A 20,978-nucleotide genomic window follows, 5' to 3' on the forward strand; every position below is an offset into this window, starting at 1 on the left:
TCATCCCTCCATCATTCGCTAAAGAAAACCTTACTTTTTTATTCTAGTGCAACAAAAAAACCGCCTCTATGTCGATAATTGACATAGGGACGGGATTAACCGCGGTTCCACCCTATTTGCTTTTCGTATAGAAAAGCCACCTTCATCATAAGTTGCTCCAGAACGCCGACTTTTATCTTCCTTTTATCTGGCTTACACTATCCCAGACTCGCTTGGAAAAGTATTTATAAAAGCTTTTCTTTCAACGCAATAAATAAATTTTTTAGTATGTATAAATATACTGTTATCCGCTCATTTTGTCAAATATTGCATGCTATTTCAATAAATCAATTTGAGACAAGAATTTTTTTGTTTTCAAATAATGACCACCATATTGGTCATAATAAGCATCCAATATCTTTCTTAGGATTTTTTCATTCTCTTCTTTTACTGAAATAGTACCAACCTGTTCTAAGCCAACCTTTGCAAAAGTATAGATGAGCTTAACTAATGTGTTAGACATTGGAATACCGTTTATATCAAGACTATGGCAATTTCGGCAGAGCAAGCCACCTTCCTTAATCGAAAACAGAAATGGTGCTTCTTTTTTTCCGCAATTAACACAATGATGTACAACTGGGCTGAAGCCACCCTCCTCAAATATTTTCATTTCATACATCATGATAGGGATTGTCACCTCATCATGTGTTTTCATCCAATCTAATGTTTGCAAAAATTGATCAAATAAGTGAGGCACTGGCTTTTTACTTTCTAATAATTTATCCGAGAGCTCACCAATATATGCTGCATAAGCTGTTTTAATAATATCCTCACGAACCTGGCGATAAGAATCAAGGATTTCTCCTTGTTGAATCGTACTAAGTCCTGTATTTACATAGACAAAAAATTCTCCATAGACAAATGGCTGCGTTACGGCAGCCATTCTACTTTTAGGTTTTTTTGCACCTCGAGCCAATGCGGTGAATTTTCCAAGTTTCTTACTGAAAATGGTCACTAGTTTATGTGTTTCACCGTAATCTTGCGTCTTTATAATAATACCATTCATTTTTTCAAGCAATGTACATCCCCTCTTTTATCCATCAGTATTTTTAGAAAGAGAATGGTTGCTTTGGCCAGTCCATATTAATTTCTTATTTTCTAGTTCTTTAAAATATAAATAGGCTTCGATGTGACCTGTCTGACAAAAGAATTTCCATGCGTCCAACAACAGTAACTCCACCCTTCTATATGATTTTAAATTTCTATACGAGGTTGTTCAAAAAGCTGCGACAGGACATTGTTTACTTGACGATCCTTTATCGGACTTTTTGAACACGCATTATACATATTATGTTGACCAAAATTCGTTGAAAAATCGTATTCAATTATTTCCAATCTTAGTAATCCGTGTCATTAAAACCATATTCACGTAAATGTCTTTCTTTATCTCTCCAGTCACGTTGAACTTTTACCCATAAATCCAAATAAATTTTACTTCCTAGCAAGCTTTGAATTTCTAAACGTGCTTTTTTTCCGATATTTTTCAGCATACTTCCTTGCTTTCCAATTAAAATACCTTTTTGCGATTTTCTTTCTGTAATGATTGAAGCCTGAACAAGTACAGTGTCATCATCCTGCTTTTCAATATTATCTATCACAACAGCAACAGAATGTGGGATTTCCTCACGTGTATATTCCAATACTTTTTCACGCACTAATTCACTAATGATAAATCTTTCTGGATGATCCGTAATTTGATCTTCATCATAAAACTTAGGTCCTTCTGGTAAATATTTCTTTAATGTATCTATTAAACGTGGAACATTATTACCAGTCAATGCAGAAATAGGCACAATCTCTGCAAAATCAAGCTTTTCTCTGTATAAATCAATAAGTGATAGTAGTTCATCTGGATGAATCAGATCTATTTTGTTAATAATTAAGAAAATAGGACTTTCTACTTTTTGTAAACGATCTAATATGAACTGATCCCCTTTTCCATACCCTTGATCAGCATTCACCATAAACATAACAACATCTACTTCATTTAATGCACTTTCGGCAACTTTTACCATGAAATCACCAAGACGATGCTTCGGTTTATGAATTCCTGGAGTATCAATAAGCACCATTTGTGCTTCTTTATCTGTTACAATTCCTTGTATTTTATTTCTTGTTGTTTGCGGTTTATCGCTAATAATCGTTATCTTTTGTCCTACTGCGCGATTCATAAATGTTGATTTCCCTACATTTGGTCGTCCAACGATTGCAATAAATCCTGATTTAAAGTCTTCCATAAAAGTCCCCCGAACCCTTGTTTTTAACTATTTAATTTACTAATTCCACTATTTTCGGTATAAAGATAATCAATCCGATAATTACAGCTGTAAGCGCACTTACTAATACAGCACCTGCTGCAACATCTTTAATGATTTTTGCTTGGATATGATATTCAGGCTTTACATAATCTATAATCCTTTCAACGGCACTGTTTATCATTTCTGTAATAAACACAGAGCTCATTGTTAAAATAATTATCGCCCATTCGATATAACTTAGCTTTACAATAAAACTGAACAGTACCGCGATTATCCCAGCAAATAAATGGATTTGAAAGTTACGCTCTTTCTTTACTATTTCTACTATACCCTGTTTTGCATAAAGAAAGCCTATATTTTTCTTTTTCGGTTTATCTTTCAAGGCCAAATTCACCTAAAAGTTCATTTTGTCTTGCAAACATAATCTTCTCTTCTTCTTCTGTAAGATGATCATAACCAAGCAAATGAAGAAAACCGTGTACGATTAAGAAACCCATTTCTCTTTGTAAGGAATGATTATATTCTGCTGCTTGTTCTTTTGCACGATCAACAGAAATAATAATGTCTCCAAGCATTAAAGGCATGTCCTCCATATGAAAGGCTACCTCACCCTCTGCTTCATCCTGTAGTGCAAAAGAAATTACATCTGTTACCTCATCTTTCTGTCGATAATCTCGATTAAGCTGCTTGATTTCTGCATTATCGACGAAGTTAATGGATAACTCAGTATTATCAGCAACTTCTTCTTTTTGGGCAACAAATTGCGCTAGTTTTTCATACAAGGCAAGATCTTCTTCAGAAAGTTGGTTAGTTTGATCAGAAAAGTCAATTTGCATTACTTGGCTTCCTCCTTTGATGGGTACTGAATACGTGAATGGAATATTCCTTTTAAGCTTTCGCAAATCGCAATACGAATATTTTTAAGATCCATTAAAGTAATAGGTGCTTCATCTAGCTGTCCATCAATCATACGATCTTGAATAATTGATGCAACGATTTCTTCTATTTTCTCTTCTGTTGGTTCTTTTAATGAACGCACTGCCGCTTCTACAGAATCACAGATACAAACAATTGCCGCTTCTTTTGTCTGTGGCTTAGGGCCTGGATAACGGAATTCCGCTTCCTTCACGTTCTCGTTATTTTTTTTCTCTTGAAAGTAAAAGTATTTCAGTAAAGAAGTACCGTGATGTTGTTTCGCAATATCGATAATTTCTTTAGGTAAACGCTGCTCCTTCAACATGGTCACTCCATCATAGGGGTGACTAATGATGATTTCAGCACTTTGTTTCGGACTAATGCTATCATGAGGATTTTTTATTGATAATTGGTTTTCAATGAAATAATGTGGCCTCACCGTCTTACCAATATCATGATAATACGCTCCAACTCGAGCTAGCAATCCATTTGCACCAATTGCTTCACAAGCAGTTTCACTTAAATTAGCTACCATAATGGAATGATGATAAGTTCCAGGCGCCTCAACTAATAATTTTCTTAACAAAGGCTGGTTTGGATTAGATAAGCTTAATAATTTAATATCTGATAAAATCCCTAAGCTTGTCTCAAAGAATGGTAATAAACCCAGTGTAAGGACAGCTGATAAAAATGCTGATGCTACACCAAATCCAGATTGAATCATAATATCTTTTAAGCCATATTTTTCAAAAGATAATAGGATAAATATTAAGATAGTTAGTACATTGATAATGGCCATACCAATTCCTGAACGAACGATGGATAGACGATCTTTTACATTACGTAAAAAGATAATTGCTGCCATTTGCGAAAAGAAAAAGTATACTGCTGCTTCAAAATTTAATGATCCGGGAATTTCGCCATTAAAGATAATGCTTCCTATAATTGCATAAAGCACAGATAAAACAATTGCCATCCGTTCCCTGATCAACTGTTTCATCAACAATGTTCCTGTTGCAATTGGCACGAGAAAATACAACCTATTTGTTTGTGTGGTGTATATACTAACTACTTTCATTAAGGATAAAATAAGAATGGTAACAATAATAATTGAAATGACCTTACGAAAATCTAGACGTTTTTGCTTTGCTAACCGGTCCATTTCATATGCTAATACACCAGTAATTAATAAGATAAAAATAATCAAGCCTACAATTGGAAAAATATTTCTTTCTTTATCTAATACACCAACTAATGCAAGTTCCTCGTAGACTTCATTCGTAATAATTTGTCCTTCACGTACAATAATTTCTCCAGCACGAATGATTACTGGATCCACACTACTTGCAGCCTCATTTCTGGCTTCTGTTGTTCTCTCAGGATCGAAAAAGGAATTTTCAACTATAGCAAAATCAGTTAAATCAATTAACACTTGTTTCAAATTCACATTCATTTTGGCATACATAACATTTTGCTTTACATTATTACGTGCAGTTTGAATATTTTGTGTTCGAACACCTTCGTTTAATGTATTCCTTAATGTCTCTATAAATATCTCTTTACCTTCTTGGCGTTCCGCTTCCCCCAAGTCAATCAATTGAATGAAAATATTCTCACCTACAGCTTCAATAATTTCTGGAGATAAGATTTGGTTTAAACGTTTCACTTTTTCTGCTTCTGTTAAAGTAACCTCTGGCTCTGCTGTATCTGCAGAATGATTTTCATTTTCTAATCGATTGTCTAACTTTGAAATAGCTTCAAAAATTTCCTCTATATAGTTTAATCTTTCCTCTGTTATTTCCTCTGATACACTATATCTGTCTTCTACTGCTAGCGAAGTTTCTCTAACTTTTCTTTGCGTTTCTGATTCATTCTCAATTGTTATTGGTGAACGAATAGTTTCCTTTGCACGGTTAAAACGTTCAATATCATATGTTTCTGTGTACACATTATTTAAGGTTAAAAGCACCGTAAAAATCCCCAACACAAGCACAGGTAAAGTAATTAAAATACTTCTCGTTTGAATTCGGAAAATTTTTTGGAATGAATGGTACAATTTATTCTTCATCAACATCACCTCATACCTGTATAAAACAAAAATTACATCGTAAAACTTTCACTAATGATAAAGATGAGACTGGGATGAAAATATTTTATTTAATTAAGAAGTTAAGACAAAAGAAGTGATTAGCATAAAAACGAACGGTATATAGATACACGAAGTATATTTCTAAAGCGAATAATAACACAATTTTTGTTCGAGATTTGCTAGTTAAAATACTTTCATCTCAACTATATCCGCTTCTATGGATTCATATTTTCTCCCAGTCTTCTCTTGATAAAAATTAAATGTAATTCTCCTTAGGCATTAAAAGAAAATTACATCTAAATAGTTAGTTAAAGTACGTGTTCAAAAAGTGTGATAAAGCAGAAATTCGAAGTATCATTTTTATTGGACTTTTTGAACATCCTCTTAAACCTCTTTTTCATATGCTTGAATAATTTTTTGTACAAGTGGATGACGTACTACATCTGTGTGTTCTAAATGAATAAATGAAATACCTGATACTTCACTTAACATTTCTTGAGCTACGACTAATCCTGACTTAACTCCTTTTGGTAAATCTACTTGAGTAATGTCTCCGGTGATGACCATTTTTGATCCAAATCCTAAACGAGTTAAAAACATTTTCATCTGTTCTGGTGTTGTATTTTGAGCTTCATCCAAGATAACAAAAGCATCATCTAATGTACGTCCACGCATATAGGCTAATGGTGCAATTTCAATCGTTTCGCGATCAATTAATCGAACTGTATGCTCTACCCCTAAAACATCGTGTAAGGCATCATACAATGGACGTAAATAAGGATCAACCTTTTCCTTTAAATCACCTGGTAAGAATCCAAGGCTTTCTCCAGCTTCAACAGCGGGGCGAGTTAAAATAATTCTTTTCACAAAGCCATTTCTTAATGCATGAACAGCTAAAACAACTGCTAAATATGTTTTACCTGTACCTGCGGGACCAATTCCAAATACTAAATCATTAGATCTAATAGCAGAAACATATTTCTTCTGACCTAATGTTTTTACACGAATTGATTTCCCTTTTGTGTTTTTCGTTATTTCATCTTCATACAGCGTTTCAAATTGTTCTATTTTTCCTGCTTTCGCAAGATTTACTGCATAGACTACATCACGCTCGGCAATTGTTTGTCCTTTACGAATAACTGCTAACAAAGCTAGTAATGTATCTTCCACATAACGAATAGCATCATCTGCTCCAGAAACGCTTACTTGTTCCCCACGTGTGACTAATTTCACATTTGCTTTTTCTTCAATTTGCTTTAAATATTTATCATTTGTACCAAATAAAGCAAGTGCTTCACTTGGATCTGTTAGCTGAAGATCTATAACATGAAGTTTATCTGCTGCCATAATCTATCTCCTTAGGTTACCGGTTCTGACATTGCAATGTCTTCTTCCACAGTAATGAATAAGTGTAAGTTTACTTTACCATTGTCTAAGGATTCATGCAAAACTTTTTCCGATATTACTTCTGCATCTATCCCTAGTTGTGATTTTATTTTGACTTTTGCATATTCAATCCCTAATTCAATTGCCTCTGATTTTGTTCGGGTTTCTTTTATCATTTCCTTTTCTCTTATGGTTGTTTGAATAAAATATAGTGGAAGTTTGTAGTGAAATAAATGTAGCTGATCTACTTGGTCTTCCTCCTGTACTTGTTCAAAAGGAACAGGTTTAAAATTCCAAATAGGTAATTGTAGCTGGCTCATCTGAAGATAGTACTTCTTTTGCTCTGCACCAGTTAAACGTTCATAATTAATTTCAAGTGGAATGGCCATTTTCATTTCATACCATGTTCTTGCTATTATTTTTCCCTCTGCTCCGACAATTTCCTTAGCAGAGTTTTTATCCTCATCTTCTTCATCTTGTTCATCTTCTTCCTCAGGTTCATATACCCCAGACACCAATCTTTTTCCTGGAGTAACGTAATCATTCACCCGCACTTCTGGGAAGCCTTTACGTACCTCCATTCGCTTAATAACCCCTTTTTTCGTAGCAACAAGATGACTAGGAACCGTTTCTTCAGTTTTTGGAACAATTGACTTTTCTACAGCATCAATTTGATATCTTGTCCCCTTTTTTTCAACTCCTATCCAGAGCAACTCAGGAATTTCTTGGAGTAAAGAAGTTTGTAGTTCGTGGTTAGATTTTTTTGTGAAAGAAAATTGAAGTGGCATAATATCATGTTGCTTTAATTGCTCTTCGATTTTTTGTTGGATATCGAAGGAAACTCCATTAATTTTAACAGACCATATGAGATTAGCCAGCATGAATAAAAAAAGTATAGAAATTGTTCCAGCAATAAATAATGCTTTATGCTGCAGTACATACTTAATCAATGATTTAAACCGGTAAAAAGCGAAAACTTTTAATGTAATATTCATTTGCTGGGCTATTTCTTTTGCTTTGGGTAAATGCTCAATAGAGATATGTGCTTCATAAAACTCATTATCTATATTGATGACATTCCATATAATAATTCCCTCTTCCATCGCTTCTTGCAAAAATTTATTAAAATACTTACGTTCTACTTGAATAATTGCATAATTTAAGCTATTCCTTTTCATTTCTTCCACCTATTCTAATCATTTTCAGACATTGTTTTTATTTCATGAATGATACCTGTTATGATAATAACCTCAGGATGAATAAGCTTTAATTCTAAATCATTTCCATTAATTAAAAAGATATGTTGATTTGCTTTTATTTGCACTTGTTGCTCTGTAAAATGATGTAAACCATGATGATTTTCAATAATAACTTGCTGTGTTCCAATCATTGTTACCTTTGGAGTATTCTGAATAAAATCCGCTGGTAAATCAAAAGTCTTGAGCATTGTCGATTGAAATTGTGTCCAGATTTTCTTCAAAACAATGCCCCCTTCCCTAATGATATAATTATGAAAGAAATAGCTTTTTAAGAACCAAAAAACCAATCATTACACATAATTTGATGTGCAATGATTGGTTTTCATTTGCTATATTAACGTCTACGTTTTGTTGGCGTTTGATAAGGCTGTTTTGCTCTAGGCGAACCTAATACCTCTGCCATAATAACACTATTTACTAAGCCTTGTTTACCAAGCGATTTTGTAAAGCTTTGTTTGAATTTGGTTTGCTGGTATTGAGAAACCAAGCTCTTTTCCTCTTTTTCACGGCGGCGTTTTGCATCCATTCCGCGTTGATAAGCTCTTTCTCTCTCCTCTTTTGCAGCATTTACTCGTTCATACATATCATCCACTTGCTGCATGCGAGGGATTTCAGTAGCAACAGGCTCTACCTGTTTCTCTTCCCTCATGTTGGCAAACTCTTTCTCAATCGCTTCTTTTAACTCTCGTAATGGAGAAGTTCTTTTCTCAGAAGCTTGTTGCTCCGGATTCGGCTTTCTTGTGCTATGTTGGTCAGACCTAGTTCTTTGCTGTGGCTGCCTTTGACCTTGTTGCTGTTGCCTTTGTTGCTGTTGTTTCTCTTGTTGTTCTTTCGCTGTTTTACTTCCTTTCAGCAAGCTAAACAATGCACCAACAATGATAATAATTAAGAAGGGATTACTTAATATCAAGTCAATTAATTGTTCCATGAATGCCCTCCTTTCATTTCCACAAAAAGATTATTTTTCATCATTTTTATTATGGTCATGATTTTCTTCTGATAAGTTACCAATTGTATTACGCATATCTGTATCAGCAGAAATGTTTTGGTAATTCATATAATCCATAACACCTAATTTCCCAGAACGTAATGCTTCGGCAAGCGCTCTTGGTACTTCTGCTTCTGCTTCCACAACATGTGCGCGCATTTCTTCTACTCGTGCAGACATTTCTTGTTCTAATGCAACAGCCATTGCTCTTCTTTCTTCTGCTTTAGCTTGTGCAATGTTCTTATCAGCTTGTGCTTGATCTGTTTGTAGAATCGCACCGATGTTTTTACCGATGTCCACATCAGCAATATCAATAGATAAAATTTCAAAAGCTGTACCAGAATCTAGTCCTTTAGATAGAACAGTATGTGAAATAGAATCTGGATTTTCTAATACTTGTTTATGTGTTTTAGAGCTACCAATTGTACTTACTACCCCTTCACCAACACGTGCGATAACTGTTTCTTCTCCAGCACCCCCAACGAGTCTGTCGATGTTTGCACGTACTGTGATTCTCGCTAATGCTTTAACCTCGATACCATCCATCGCAATACCTGCAATAAATGGTGTTTCAATTACTTTCGGGTTAACGCTCATTTGAACGGCTTCTAATACATTTCTTCCAGCAAGGTCAATTGCTGCTCCACGTTCAAATGACAGATTAATATTTGCACGATGTGCTGCAATTAATGCATTTACTACTCTGTCTACATTACCACCAGCTAAGTAGTGACTCTCCAGCTGGTTTGTTGTTACATCGAGTCCTGCTTTGTATGCTTTGATCAACGGATTAATAACACGTGATGGAACAACACGACGTAAACGCATTCCGACTAAAGTGAATAATCCCACTTTAACACCCGCTGCCAAAGCGCTAATCCAAAGCATTACCGGAACAAACGAGAATAGAATTGCAATTGCAATTAATATTACCGCAATGATAATGATTGGCATAATATCTAATTCCATATATTTCCCTCCTAATGATGTGTTCTAAATATAGTATATAGATAAATTCTTTGTGAATAAAGAATTAACTATCATTATTTACCTCTCGTACAACAATTCGCATTCCTTCCACTTGAACGATTTCTACTTTTTTATTATTTTCAATCCAAACACCCTCTGATACGACATCCATTCGGTCATTACCAAGTAGCATTGTTCCTGCTGGACGTAAAGGTGTTAAAGTAACTCCTTGTTGACCTACTAAATCATAGCGATTTACTGCAGACACATAGCCTTGGTCTGTCATTGTTCGATCTCTTAAAATAATTTGACGGAAAATTCCTCTTTCTAGTCCAATTGTTTTATAGAGAATTACAAATACAACAATCGCAACAACAAAGGCTATTAAAATACTTAATGACATATGTCCAACATCATAGCCAGCCATAAACAGCGAACCAATCATGGCCCCGGCCCCTAATATGCCAAGTATTCCACCAGGCACAAAAAATTCAGCTATGATTAATATGAGTCCAAGTACTAAAAGAATTATCGCTTCCATACCAGCCAACCCCGCTATAAAATGTCCATAGAAAAATAATAATAAAGCAAGTAAGCCCATTGATCCAGCTACCCCAAAGCCTGGAGAATACAGCTCTACAATTAAACCTATACTCGCAACCGATAATAAAATAGGAATCACAATCGGACTTGTAACAAATCTTGCAACTTCCTCAGCGAAAGTTGTTTCCATTTCCACTATTGTTGCATCAGATAGTCCAAGCTCATGTAATAATTCCACTCTATTGCTTACCGTACCTTCTGAATAATTGACCTCTAAAGCCGTATTAGCATCCAATGTTAAAAACTTTCCTGCTGGAGCTCCATATTCTGAAAGATCAACTTCTGGATCTGCCATTGCAACAGCATACTGAGGGTCTCTTCCTTTTGATTCAGCTGCTCCTCGCATCGCTGCGATCCACGCTGATTGAGCTTTTTCATCCGCCGCAGTACCATCTTGATTAATAACACCACTTGCTCCCATTGTTGCTTGTGGTCTCATATAAATCGTATCTGTATTCAAAGCAATATAAGAACCAGCAGATAGCGCTTGGTTTAAAATAAATGAAGTTGATGGCATATCCATACTTTGTAATAAAAGAGCAATATCACTGGCTGCATCTACTCGACCACCCGGTGTATTAATTTCAAAAACAATGTGGTTTGCCCCTTCCTCTGTTGCTTCTCTCACTGCACGATCTAAAAAGGCCTCTAATCCCCGTTCTACTTCTTTTTCAACAGGTACAATATATACTAATTTCCCTTCACCTTCTCCTTTTACTTGATCTATCAGTCCTAAAAAACCAGCTAAAAAAGTAAAGGTCAATGTAATAATTAACGGTATTCTTCTAATTAACTTCATACTTCTCACCCCTTTTCCTTTATCTCTTAATCTCATTATACTAAATATTGCTCTTGATACCCCATCATAACCATTATAATTGTCAAAAATTATTTTCATCAAATGGAAGATTTTTCAGAGAAATATTAGTTTTTTTAGAGCATCTGCTTAATATAGGAGCTTTCTTCAAAAGGTTTCCATAAAACGCCTTCGATGTTAAAGCAAAATAAAAAGGCCTTACACATGGTAAGGACCCTTTATCTTCATATATACTAAACTAATAGTATATGTTCATACATATTTAATAAATCCCTCTATTATGATTTCTTAAAATTTATTATGATTACTTCATCATAATAAACCATCTGACAGGTTACTTTACGTGGGAGGGAATCCTACTTAAGACCTGATTTAAGCTGGTAGTAAATGATTATAATAGATTAAAATTTACGTTTACGAGCAGCCTCAGATTTTTTCTTACGACGCACACTAGGCTTTTCATAATATTCGCGCTTACGGTATTCTTGTAATGTTCCGCTTTTGGATACAGTACGCTTAAAACGACGAATAGCATTTTCAATAGATTCGTTTTTACGAATGCGAGTAGTATTTGACATGATAAATCCCTCCCTCCGGAGCATAACAACAAATTAATAAATACATGTAATACGTATCATACATGCTTTTTAAATTATACTATAATCATTTTAATCGGTCAACGCCTTCTATATGATTATCTTTACCAATCAAGAATATAGATAACCATCATAACTAGAAACACAGTCCAAGTGGAAATATTACTGGACTGTGTTTCTAATAACTTTATAAACTTCCATGTTTCTTTATATCTGTAATTTGTCCTGCATGAATTCCAGCATGATACATGAGTCTACCAACAGCTTCTAATGGTGTAGATTTACCCATCTGTGTCTCTTTTTCTTCTTGCCATGCCGCATCAGGTAATTCTGACATTGCTTCTTTGAAAAATTGACTAGATTCTTCTAAATAAGTTACTAACTCATCAATACTTGTTAGTGAAGGCTTCTTTATTTCATCGCTTTTCTTCTCGAAGAACCAATCTGCAAAATAAAATTCTACCTCTCCAGTATGATAAAGTAAGCTGCCAATCGTTGTTTCCCCAAGCTTAAGCTTTAAATCCTCATCTGTTAATCCCTTAGCTTTCTCTAAAAAGCGTGTACGTAGTGCATCCCAAATTGGTAGTACTACTTCATATGTCATTTTTATTTTCCTCCATTATTAGCTTATTTCTTCTTATCTATTACTACATGATTAAACATCGATCCATCTATTGTCACATCAAAAGCTAGTCCAAACCCTACCACATAACGACCTTCATGTGGTGTTAATTCAAATAATGAAAAATCTAAGCCCCTTAATAAATTCATTAAGCTTGGCTGAAATACTTCATTAAACACTTCAAATATTTCTTCATTGTCATCATTACCAAGATTCTTGGGTTTACAAGTAAATCGTAGACGTTCTGTTGCAAACGCATTCTTCGTTTCAGATTCATCCCCTACAAGCAAAACATCTACCCATTCACTCTTATCTGCTAAATCATGATGCTCGGCAATCTGACTAATATACACATAGAGTTTATTATCTTTTTTCACAAAAGGTGCTATGCTACTAAACGGTTTTCCATCTTCATCAACAAAACTCAATATTACTGTACGTTTTTTCTCAACGAATGATTGAAACATCCCTCTGTGTTTATCTAGATCAATTTCTTTCTTCAATGTAATCCCTCGCTTTTATTTTGCTTTTCTTAATAAATGAATTCGTGGTTTCTTCTCTGTAGAGATGTACTGAATTTCCGAGTTCATATGATAAACCTTACGAATCATTTCCTCTGTCATTACTTCGATTGGCGTTCCAACCATTTCCCTTTCACCTGATTGAACAACAATCACACGATCACTGTATTGTGAAGCTTGATTTAGGTCATGAAGCACCATTAATACTGTCATATTTTCTGTTTGATTTAGTTCACTGACTAGTTCTAATACTTCATGCTGATGTGCGATATCTAAATAAGTTGTTGGTTCATCAAGCAAAAGAATTTTAGGTCGTTGAGCCAACGCCATTGCAATCCACGCTCTCTGTGATTCTCCACCTGATAAGGACGCAACAGCTCTATCTTTAAAAGATCTGAGATTCGTTTTTTCCAATGCCCATGTAATGATCTCTCTATCTTCATCATTAAATCGCTCAAACCAACGTTTATGTGGCATCCTTCCGTATGAAACAAGATCTTCAACAGTCATATCATATGGTGCTTGGTTTTTTTGACTAAGCATGCATAAGGATTGAGATATCTGCTTTGATTTCATTGATTTTAAGTTTTTCCCAGCAATTTCTACTGTTCCAGCATGATAAGGAATGAAACCCGAAATTGCTTTTAATAAAGTTGATTTTCCTGATCCATTTGGGCCGATAATGGACACTACTTCTCCTTTATTCACCGAAAAAGAAAAATCCTGTATTGCTTGCTTTTGATCATAACGAACCGATATCGAATCAACTGTAAACATTTAGAACTTCCTCCTTTTCATTAAATATAGAAAATAAGGACCACCAACAACTGCCATTAAAATTCCTGCTGGGATTTCCATTGGTGCAAAGAGTGTTCTACCACCTGTGTCTGCTACAAGTAAAACAAGGGCACCTAGTACCATACTCATTGGCAGTAAATATTTATAATTGGAACCGACGATTAATCTTGCCATATGTGGCACAATTAAACCGATAAATCCAACTATACCTATTGTTGCTACAGAAATAGCCGCTAAGAAAACTGCAAGTAATGAGAGCAGAATTCTGTTTCGATTTACATTTTCTCCTAGGTTTGCTGCAACCTGTTCTCCCATACGTATGATATTAAGCTTTCGTATCGCAAATATCGAAATAACCCAACCAATAATGGCATAAGGGACAATTAAGCTTAAAGCATTATTACCTTTTGCTGCTAAGCTTCCGTTCATCCATTGTACTGTTGCGGGTAAACGATCACTGAACATAACAGATAAATAACCCATTACTCCACCAGCTAATGCATTTACCGCTACTCCTGCTAGTATAATAGTTATCGGTGAAATACCATTTCTATTCCAAGCAAGTATAAAAACAACAGTTGCAGCTAGTATTCCTCCCACAAATGCTGAGATTGGAATGAAATTGGAATACTGTGGTGCAACCAACATAATAATTAATACAAATGCAGCTGCTCCACTTGTCACACCAGTCAATCCAGGATCAGCTAAAGGGTTTCCTACTACTGCCTGCAATATTGCACCAGAAACCGCCATATTTGCTCCAATAATCATAGCTAGCAAAACACGAGGTAGGCGTATTTCGAAAATGATCGTATTATATTCTACTTTTCCTGAGGTTCCAAATATAGTTTGTAATATATCTGGAATAGGTATTTTTACACTACCTAATCCAATTGCTACTACTGCCATAGATATAGTTAACAACAAAGTGAAAATAATAATTGTTCCGCTGTTTACTTTTTTCGACATATATACGGCCTCTTTTACTCAATAAAGAAATTTACAACTTCAGATAATGCTGTTTCCACATTCAAAATTGACGTTACACCAAAAACTTCATAATCAAGAATATGAATATTATCATTTTCATAAGCTGAAAGTGTTTTCCATAAATCATTATTCTCTACTTCTTTTTCAAACATTTCTTCTGTAGCACCATGATCACCTGAGGCAAGTACAAGAATTAGATCTGGATCAGCTACAACAATATCTTCCATATTCATTGTGGAATAAGTTGATTCTACATTTAGAAGCGTTGTCGCAATATTTTCTGCTCCTAGTCTATCTACTAAGCTACCTAAATAAGATTGATCACTCATCACCATAAATGAATCAGATGTACCGATCATCAGCATAACACTTGGCAATGTTTCGTCTTCCATTAATTGCACGAGTTCATTTTCTTTATCTAAAATAGATTGTAGCTTCTCATTCATTTCTTCTGTTTTCCCGTAGTATGTACCTAATGCTTTAAAAGCTAGCTTTAAATCATCAAATGAATCGGTACGTAAATAAGCAGTTGGTAAATCCATTCCACCTAAACTTTCTTCTAACGAACTACGAAGTGATTCAGCTCCAAGTACTAAATCAGGTGATAATTCAGTAATGACTTCTAAATCTGGTGCCATCGGTGATCCAATTTGATCAATATCTTTAAAATCCTCTGGCAGTGGGTTTGTAGAAGTGGGAACACCTACTGGAGTTATATCAAGCAGAGAAAGCATTTCTGCTAGTGGTACAGAAGTAGTGATTAATCGTTCTGGGATCTCTTCAGGAAATTCTTCCAATGCTTCATTCAAGTCTGCTTCATCTATTCCATCATTTTCTAATGTCAAACCAACTTCTTCTGCTTCATTATTTTCTTCTAGGCCTTCTTCTTCATTCTCTACCTCTTGTTCTGCTACTTTCTCATCTGTAGCATCTCCATCGTCATTGCTACAAGCAACTAATAAAGCCATCATTGCTAACAATAAAATAAGATAGGCTTTTCCTATCCCTTTTCTCTTTCTTACTATGTAATCCATCTCGTCTTCCCTCCAATTGATAATGATTTTCATTCTCTTTTATAAATGATAATGGTTATCATTATCAAAGTCAATGTAAAATAAAGAATATTATATACAACATTCAGAGTGAGACTGTAAAAGCTGTATCTCTTTATTTAGCATTGCCTAGATCCACTGAATCCCACTAACTGCTCGTAAAATTAATCTGCTACACAAAAAAAGCCAAGCATCCATTTATACATGGATACTTGACTTTTGCTTCATTTCTATTCTCATTGTTTATTCTTGAACAATCGTTACACTAGCACTTGCACCAATACGAGTAGCTCCAGCTTTTATCATGGCTTTTGCTTGCTCATTATTTTTTACTCCTCCAGACGCTTTAACACCTAGGCTCGGGCCAACTGTATTACGCATCAATTCAACATCTGAAATCGTTGCTCCACCCGAACTAAAACCAGTCGATGTTTTGACAAAATCTGCACCTGACGCTTTAGCAATCTCACAAGCTCTTACTTTCTCTTCATCTGTTAATAAGCAAGTCTCAATAATTACTTTTGTAAGGACTTTATTTTCTTTAGCTACATTTACTACTGCTGCGATATCGTCTGCTACAAGCTGATCTTTTTTATTTTTCAGTGCACTAATATTAATCACCATATCTACTTCTGTTGCACCATCTTCAATGGCTTGTTTTGTTTCATATGCTTTCACCGTTGACACAGATGCACCTAATGGAAAGCCAATAACTGTGCATACTTCAACAGGAGAATCCTTTAATTTTTCATGACAGTAAGAGACCCATAATGGATTCACACAAACAGAAGCGAATTCATAATTTAATGCTTCTGTTAATAGCTTATCTATTGCCCGTTGATCCGCATCGGGTTTTAATAATGTATGATCAATATATTTTGCTAAAGACTTATTCATTTCCTTACTCCCACCTTTTTAAAAGACTTACTTTTTCGCAATAATAGAGACCCAATCCTTTAATTCATTTACTTCAACAATGGAAAAACCAGCAGCAGTCATTTTATCAATAACCTCTTGTTTTTTCTTCTGAATAATTCCTGCTGTAATAAACATCCCGTCTGTCTTTAAAAGACGATATGCATCATCAACACAAAGTAAAATAATTTCTGCTAAAATATTTGCAACAATAACATCTGCCTGGGTATCAATATCTTTTAAAAGATTGTTTTCTCTTGCTTCTACCAAATTCGCAAGTCCATTTATTTCAGCATTCATCTTTGTACTATTAATTGCGACAGGATCGATATCAAATGCATAGGATTTCTGTGCACCTATTAAACATCCAGCAATGCTTAGCACTCCAGACCCACAGCCAACATCTATCATCGTATCATTTGGTTTCACATATTGTTCTAAACCACGTACACTTTGCATCGTTGTTGGATGTGTACCAGTTCCAAATGCCATACCAGGATCTAACTCAATTAATAAGCCATCCTCAGGCATATTCTCTACTTTCTCCCAAGTAGGTGCAATCGTGATTTTTTCTGATATTTTTACAGGTTTATAATATTTCTTCCATTCATTCGCCCAATCATCTTCATGAATTTCCTTTGAAGTCAGTTGATTTTGTCCTAAATCTATACCCAAACTTGCTAAATCATCTATCTTCCCTTTAATTTGCTCAATTTGTTTCTCTGCATTTGCTTCCCTAGGTAGATAAAACTTTATATATATCCCTTCTTTTGGAAAGTTCCCTAGATCAAGCTCATAGATTTCACCAAAAAAACTATCTCTTTCTTTCGTAAGATCTAATGGATCTTCAATTACAACTCCATTAACACCAGCTTCTTCAATAATATTTGTAATAGCCTCTTGTGCTTCATTTGTTGTATGAATACAAATTTCTAACCATTTTTTCAATCTATTTCACTCATTTCTTTGGTGATTTCTATTCTTATTCGCCTTTAAAAGCTTTTTTAAATCTTTTAAAAATCGAATCTTCTTGTTCTTCTGTCGGATCATTTCCACCTAGCTCATTAAATTCACGTAGTATTTCTTTTTGCTTCGTTGTTAAGTTCGTTGGTGTTACCACTTTTACCTGAATATGTTGGTCACCTACGCCTCTACCATGAACATTTGGAACACCTTTATCTTTCAAACGAAAGACTTTGCCTGATTGTGTTCCAGCTGGGATTTTTAATTTTACTTTACCATGTACAGTTGGGACTTCAATTTCATCCCCTAAAGCTACTTGAGCAAATGTTAAAGGCAGCTCACAGTATATATTATCTCCTTCGCGCTGGAAGTACTCATGTGGACGAACTTCTACAACAACATATAAATCACCAGGAGGGCCACCGTTTATACCAGATTCTCCCTTACCTGCGATACGAATTTGTTGACCGTCATCAATTCCTGCTGGGATTGATATTTTCACCTTCACTTGTTTTGTTACACGACCTGTACCATGACATGTCGTACATTTCTCAGGAATGATTTTTCCAGTACCACCACAATGATTACATGTACGGCGATTTACAATTCGACCAAAAGGTGTATTTTGCTCCACGTTAATTTGTCCAGATCCATGACATGTTGTACATGTCTTAGCACTTGTTCCAGGTTTTGCACCTGAGCCATGACAAGTCTCACAATCTGTCTCTTTTGGAAGTGTTATTTCTGTTTCTTTTCCAAAAACAGCTTCCTCAAAATTCAATATCATGCGATATTGCAAATCATTTCCTTGCTGAGGTGCATTGGGGTCAGGGCGTCTGCCTCCACCACCAAAGAACATATCAAAGATATCGCCGAAGCCAGAGAAGTCTCCACTACCGCCAAAACCTTGGCTTTGAGGTCCTGCATGCCCAAATTGATCATATTGAGCCCGTTTTTCCTCATTGCTTAAAACTTCATATGCTTCTTTCGCTTCTTTGAACTTTGCCTCTGCATTTTCTTCTTTTGATACATCTGGATGATATTTTCGAGCTAATACTCTATATGCTTTACGAATATCTTGCTTCGAAGCATTTTTATCAACACCAAGCACTTCATAATAATCACGCTTACTCACTAAAATTCACGCTCCCAATCTTCTACTACCTATGCTTTAGTCTAACATTGGCCGTCTATCCTGCCAATCAATTATGTTTAGTCTTATTCATCATGTAAAAACTTGGCAAGTGGATTGCCTTCGTTGCACGTTCATCAACTAAGAACGTATTCTTAAAGTGGAAAAAAGTCAAAGTCAAGGAATTCCTGACTTTGACTTTTTTAAATTAATTATTTTTTGTTTTCTTCATCATCATTAACTTCTTCGTAATCTGCATCTACTACATTATCATCTGCATTATTTTCTGCTCCAGCTCCTGCTTGTTGCTCTGCTTGCATTTGCTCATATAATTTTACAGATAACTGTTGAACTTGTTCTTCTAAAGCATCTTTTTTCTCTTTAATTTGCTCAATATCATTCGCTTCAATTGCTTGCTTTAATGCTTCTTTTGCATCTTCAGCTTTTTTCTTATCTTCTTCTGATACTTTATCGCCTAAATCTTTAATTGTTTTATCTGTTGTAAAGATTAATTGATCTGCTGCATTGCGTAATTCAATTTCTTCACGAAGTTTCTTATCTGCCTCTGCATTCTCTTCAGCTTCTTTAACCATCTTATCGATTTCATCATCAGAAAGACCAGAAGATGATTTAATTGTAATGGATTGCTCTTTGTTTGTACCTAAATCTTTTGCACGTACATTTACAATACCATTTGCATCAATATCAAAGGATACTTCAATTTGTGGAACTCCTCTTGGTGCTGGTGGAATATCCGTTAATTGGAAACGTCCTAAAGTTTTATTATCTGCCGCCATTTCACGTTCCCCTTGTAGAACATGGATATCTACCGCAGTTTGATTATCTGCTGCTGTAGAGAAAACTTGTGAATGACTTGTTGGAATTGTTGTATTACGCTCAATTAATTTTGTAGTTACGCTACCCATTGTTTCAATACCTAAAGATAATGGTGTTACGTCTAATAATACAACGTCTTTTACATCACCTTGTAAAACTCCACCTTGGATTGCAGCACCTAAAGCCACAACCTCGTCAGGGTTAACACCTTTAGATGGGTCTTTACCAATTTCACGTTTAATTGCATCTTGAACAGATGGAATACGTGTAGATCCACCTACTAGTAATACTTTATCAATATCATTTGCTGTAAAATCAGCATCTGCTAATGCTTTACGTACAGGAACCATTGTGCGTTCTACTAGATCTTGAGTTAATTCATCAAATTTTGCACGTGATAATGTCATTTCTAAATGTAATGGACCAGCTTCACCAGCAGTAATAAATGGTAAAGAGATTTGAGTTTGTGATACTCCAGATAAATCTTTCTTTGCTTTTTCTGCTGCATCTTTCAAGCGCTGAGTTGCCATTTTATCTTGTGATAAGTCGATTCCATTTTCTTTCTTAAATTCTTGCACCATATAATCTATGATTTTTTGGTCAAAGTCGTCTCCACCTAGACGGTTATCTCCTGCAGTAGAAATAACTTCAAATGTACCTTCTCCAATGTCTAGAATAGATACATCAAATGTACCTCCACCAAGGTCATATACTAAAATTGTTTGGTCTTGACCATCATTATCAATACCATAAGCTAATGCTGCTGCTGTTGGCTCATTAATAATACGCTCTACTTCTAAGCCTGCGATCAATCCTGCATCACGTGTAGCTTGACGCTCAGCATCATTGAAGTAAGCTGGAACAGTAATAACAGCTTTCTCAATCTTTTCACCTGTGTAGTCTTCTGCATAAGATTTTAAATACTGTAAAATTGCTGCAGATATTTCTTGAGGCGTATAGTCTTTATCTTCAATATTTACTTTATAATCTGTACCCATGTGGCGTTTAATTGATTGAATGGTATTTGGGTTTGTAATCGCCTGTCTTTTTGCTACTTCTCCAATTTGTCTTTCGCCATTTTTAAAAGCAACAACTGATGGAGTTGTTCTGTTCCCTTCTGGGTTAGGAATTACAACAGCTTCTCCACCCTCCATTACAGATACACAAGAATTTGTTGTTCCTAAGTCAATTCCAATAATTTTACTCATATTTCATTTCCTCCTAAAATC

22 protein-coding genes are annotated in these 20,978 nt (G+C 35.1%); all 22 read right to left on the minus strand.

Annotated elements, in window-relative coordinates:
• Positions 1 to 313 precede the first annotated feature (313 nt).
• The 22 genes from recO to dnaK all read right to left on the minus strand — a co-directional run bounded on the left by recO (position 314) and on the right by dnaK (position 20,957).
• Entirely contained in the window at positions 314 to 1,057 is a 744-nt protein-coding gene (gene recO, locus AB4Y30_RS10090; RefSeq protein ID WP_368652107.1) for a DNA repair protein RecO, read from the minus strand.
• A gap of 15 nt (positions 1,058 to 1,072) precedes the next feature.
• Complete coding sequence (locus tag AB4Y30_RS10095) at positions 1,073 to 1,207, minus strand: YqzL family protein (protein WP_368652108.1); 135 nt, start codon at positions 1,205 to 1,207, stop codon at positions 1,073 to 1,075.
• A gap of 169 nt (positions 1,208 to 1,376) precedes the next feature.
• Positions 1,377 to 2,276 carry a GTPase Era gene (gene era / locus AB4Y30_RS10100; protein WP_368652109.1) on the minus strand — a complete coding sequence of 300 codons (900 nt, stop codon included), beginning with the start codon at positions 2,274 to 2,276 and terminating at the stop codon, positions 1,377 to 1,379.
• Positions 2,277 to 2,307: 31 nt separating this feature from the next.
• Positions 2,308 to 2,679: a diacylglycerol kinase family protein gene (locus AB4Y30_RS10105; protein WP_368652110.1), complete on the minus strand. Its 372-nt coding sequence runs from the start codon at positions 2,677 to 2,679 to the stop codon at positions 2,308 to 2,310.
• Positions 2,669 to 3,133, minus strand: coding sequence for an rRNA maturation RNase YbeY (gene ybeY, locus AB4Y30_RS10110; protein WP_368652111.1), 465 nt, complete (start codon positions 3,131 to 3,133; stop codon positions 2,669 to 2,671). Before ybeY ends, AB4Y30_RS10105 begins: the two co-directional genes overlap by 11 nt.
• Positions 3,133 to 5,280: an HD family phosphohydrolase gene (locus AB4Y30_RS10115; protein WP_368652112.1), complete on the minus strand. Its 2,148-nt coding sequence runs from the start codon at positions 5,278 to 5,280 to the stop codon at positions 3,133 to 3,135. The genes ybeY and AB4Y30_RS10115 overlap by 1 nt, the downstream gene beginning before the upstream one ends.
• A gap of 405 nt (positions 5,281 to 5,685) precedes the next feature.
• The gene (locus tag AB4Y30_RS10120) at positions 5,686 to 6,648 is read right to left on the minus strand and encodes a PhoH family protein (protein ID WP_368652113.1); all 963 of its coding nucleotides are present in this window, start codon (positions 6,646 to 6,648) and stop codon (positions 5,686 to 5,688) included.
• An 11-nt stretch (positions 6,649 to 6,659) separates the two neighbouring features.
• On the minus strand, positions 6,660 to 7,865 hold the full coding sequence (gene yqfD, locus AB4Y30_RS10125) for a sporulation protein YqfD (RefSeq protein ID WP_368652114.1): 1,206 nt from the start codon (positions 7,863 to 7,865) through the stop codon (positions 6,660 to 6,662).
• 14 nt (positions 7,866 to 7,879) lie between these two features.
• Positions 7,880 to 8,167, minus strand: a complete 288-nt coding sequence (gene yqfC, locus AB4Y30_RS10130; RefSeq protein ID WP_368652115.1) for a sporulation protein YqfC — start codon at positions 8,165 to 8,167, stop codon at positions 7,880 to 7,882.
• Between the two features lie 113 nt (positions 8,168 to 8,280).
• On the minus strand, positions 8,281 to 8,874 hold the full coding sequence (locus tag AB4Y30_RS10135; RefSeq protein WP_368652116.1) for a hypothetical protein: 594 nt from the start codon (positions 8,872 to 8,874) through the stop codon (positions 8,281 to 8,283).
• Positions 8,875 to 8,904: 30 nt separating this feature from the next.
• Entirely contained in the window at positions 8,905 to 9,903 is a 999-nt protein-coding gene (gene floA / locus AB4Y30_RS10140) for a flotillin-like protein FloA (protein ID WP_368652117.1), read from the minus strand.
• A 64-nt stretch (positions 9,904 to 9,967) separates the two neighbouring features.
• A complete protein-coding gene (locus tag AB4Y30_RS10145) occupies positions 9,968 to 11,305 on the minus strand; it encodes a nodulation protein NfeD (protein WP_368652118.1) in 1,338 nt (445 codons plus the stop codon).
• 419 nt (positions 11,306 to 11,724) lie between these two features.
• A complete protein-coding gene (gene rpsU, locus AB4Y30_RS10150; RefSeq protein ID WP_368652119.1) occupies positions 11,725 to 11,901 on the minus strand; it encodes a 30S ribosomal protein S21 in 177 nt (58 codons plus the stop codon).
• 205 nt (positions 11,902 to 12,106) lie between these two features.
• Complete coding sequence (locus AB4Y30_RS10155) at positions 12,107 to 12,523, minus strand: DinB family protein (protein WP_368652120.1); 417 nt, start codon at positions 12,521 to 12,523, stop codon at positions 12,107 to 12,109.
• Between the two features lie 23 nt (positions 12,524 to 12,546).
• Complete coding sequence (locus AB4Y30_RS10160; protein WP_368652121.1) at positions 12,547 to 13,044, minus strand: pyridoxamine 5'-phosphate oxidase family protein; 498 nt, start codon at positions 13,042 to 13,044, stop codon at positions 12,547 to 12,549.
• Positions 13,045 to 13,059: 15 nt separating this feature from the next.
• Positions 13,060 to 13,839, minus strand: a complete 780-nt coding sequence (locus AB4Y30_RS10165) for an ABC transporter ATP-binding protein (protein WP_368652122.1) — start codon at positions 13,837 to 13,839, stop codon at positions 13,060 to 13,062.
• Complete coding sequence (locus AB4Y30_RS10170) at positions 13,840 to 14,829, minus strand: FecCD family ABC transporter permease (RefSeq protein ID WP_368652123.1); 990 nt, start codon at positions 14,827 to 14,829, stop codon at positions 13,840 to 13,842.
• A 14-nt stretch (positions 14,830 to 14,843) separates the two neighbouring features.
• Complete coding sequence (locus AB4Y30_RS10175; protein ID WP_368652124.1) at positions 14,844 to 15,884, minus strand: ABC transporter substrate-binding protein; 1,041 nt, start codon at positions 15,882 to 15,884, stop codon at positions 14,844 to 14,846.
• Positions 15,885 to 16,145: 261 nt separating this feature from the next.
• Positions 16,146 to 16,799 (minus strand): deoxyribose-phosphate aldolase, encoded by a 654-nt coding sequence (gene deoC, locus AB4Y30_RS10180; RefSeq protein WP_368652125.1) that lies wholly within the window; start codon positions 16,797 to 16,799, stop codon positions 16,146 to 16,148.
• 27 nt (positions 16,800 to 16,826) lie between these two features.
• Positions 16,827 to 17,765: a 50S ribosomal protein L11 methyltransferase gene (gene prmA, locus AB4Y30_RS10185; RefSeq protein ID WP_368652126.1), complete on the minus strand. Its 939-nt coding sequence runs from the start codon at positions 17,763 to 17,765 to the stop codon at positions 16,827 to 16,829.
• A gap of 34 nt (positions 17,766 to 17,799) precedes the next feature.
• Complete coding sequence (gene dnaJ / locus AB4Y30_RS10190) at positions 17,800 to 18,915, minus strand: molecular chaperone DnaJ (RefSeq protein ID WP_368652127.1); 1,116 nt, start codon at positions 18,913 to 18,915, stop codon at positions 17,800 to 17,802.
• Between the two features lie 209 nt (positions 18,916 to 19,124).
• Positions 19,125 to 20,957, minus strand: coding sequence for a molecular chaperone DnaK (dnaK, locus tag AB4Y30_RS10195; RefSeq protein ID WP_368652128.1), 1,833 nt, complete (start codon positions 20,955 to 20,957; stop codon positions 19,125 to 19,127).
• Positions 20,958 to 20,978 lie beyond the last annotated feature (21 nt).

The sequence above is a fragment of the Ornithinibacillus sp. 4-3 genome (genome assembly GCF_040958695.1).
In the GTDB taxonomy this organism is placed as follows: domain Bacteria; phylum Bacillota; class Bacilli; order Bacillales; family Amphibacillaceae; genus CALAMD01.

What these genes read in the sequence shown, in the direction of transcription:
- era (WP_368652109.1), bottom strand. Translation starts at nt 2,276, where the DNA reads ATGGAAGACTTTAAATCAGGATTTATTGCAATCGTTGGACGACCAAAT.
- ybeY (WP_368652111.1), bottom strand. Translation starts at nt 3,133, where the DNA reads ATGCAAATTGACTTTTCTGATCAAACTAACCAACTTTCTGAAGAAGAT.
- AB4Y30_RS10115 (WP_368652112.1), bottom strand. Translation starts at nt 5,280, where the DNA reads ATGAAGAATAAATTGTACCATTCATTCCAAAAAATTTTCCGAATTCAA.
- AB4Y30_RS10120 (WP_368652113.1), bottom strand. Translation starts at nt 6,648, where the DNA reads ATGGCAGCAGATAAACTTCATGTTATAGATCTTCAGCTAACAGATCCA.
- yqfD (WP_368652114.1), bottom strand. Translation starts at nt 7,865, where the DNA reads ATGAAAAGGAATAGCTTAAATTATGCAATTATTCAAGTAGAACGTAAG.
- AB4Y30_RS10135 (WP_368652116.1), bottom strand. Translation starts at nt 8,874, where the DNA reads ATGGAACAATTAATTGACTTGATATTAAGTAATCCCTTCTTAATTATT.
- floA (WP_368652117.1), bottom strand. Translation starts at nt 9,903, where the DNA reads ATGGAATTAGATATTATGCCAATCATTATCATTGCGGTAATATTAATT.
- AB4Y30_RS10145 (WP_368652118.1), bottom strand. Translation starts at nt 11,305, where the DNA reads ATGAAGTTAATTAGAAGAATACCGTTAATTATTACATTGACCTTTACT.
- rpsU (WP_368652119.1), bottom strand. Translation starts at nt 11,901, where the DNA reads ATGTCAAATACTACTCGCATTCGTAAAAACGAATCTATTGAAAATGCT.
- AB4Y30_RS10155 (WP_368652120.1), bottom strand. Translation starts at nt 12,523, where the DNA reads ATGACATATGAAGTAGTACTACCAATTTGGGATGCACTACGTACACGC.
- AB4Y30_RS10165 (WP_368652122.1), bottom strand. Translation starts at nt 13,839, where the DNA reads ATGTTTACAGTTGATTCGATATCGGTTCGTTATGATCAAAAGCAAGCA.
- AB4Y30_RS10170 (WP_368652123.1), bottom strand. Translation starts at nt 14,829, where the DNA reads ATGTCGAAAAAAGTAAACAGCGGAACAATTATTATTTTCACTTTGTTG.
- AB4Y30_RS10175 (WP_368652124.1), bottom strand. Translation starts at nt 15,884, where the DNA reads ATGGATTACATAGTAAGAAAGAGAAAAGGGATAGGAAAAGCCTATCTT.
- deoC (WP_368652125.1), bottom strand. Translation starts at nt 16,799, where the DNA reads ATGAATAAGTCTTTAGCAAAATATATTGATCATACATTATTAAAACCC.
- dnaK (WP_368652128.1), bottom strand. Translation starts at nt 20,957, where the DNA reads ATGAGTAAAATTATTGGAATTGACTTAGGAACAACAAATTCTTGTGTA.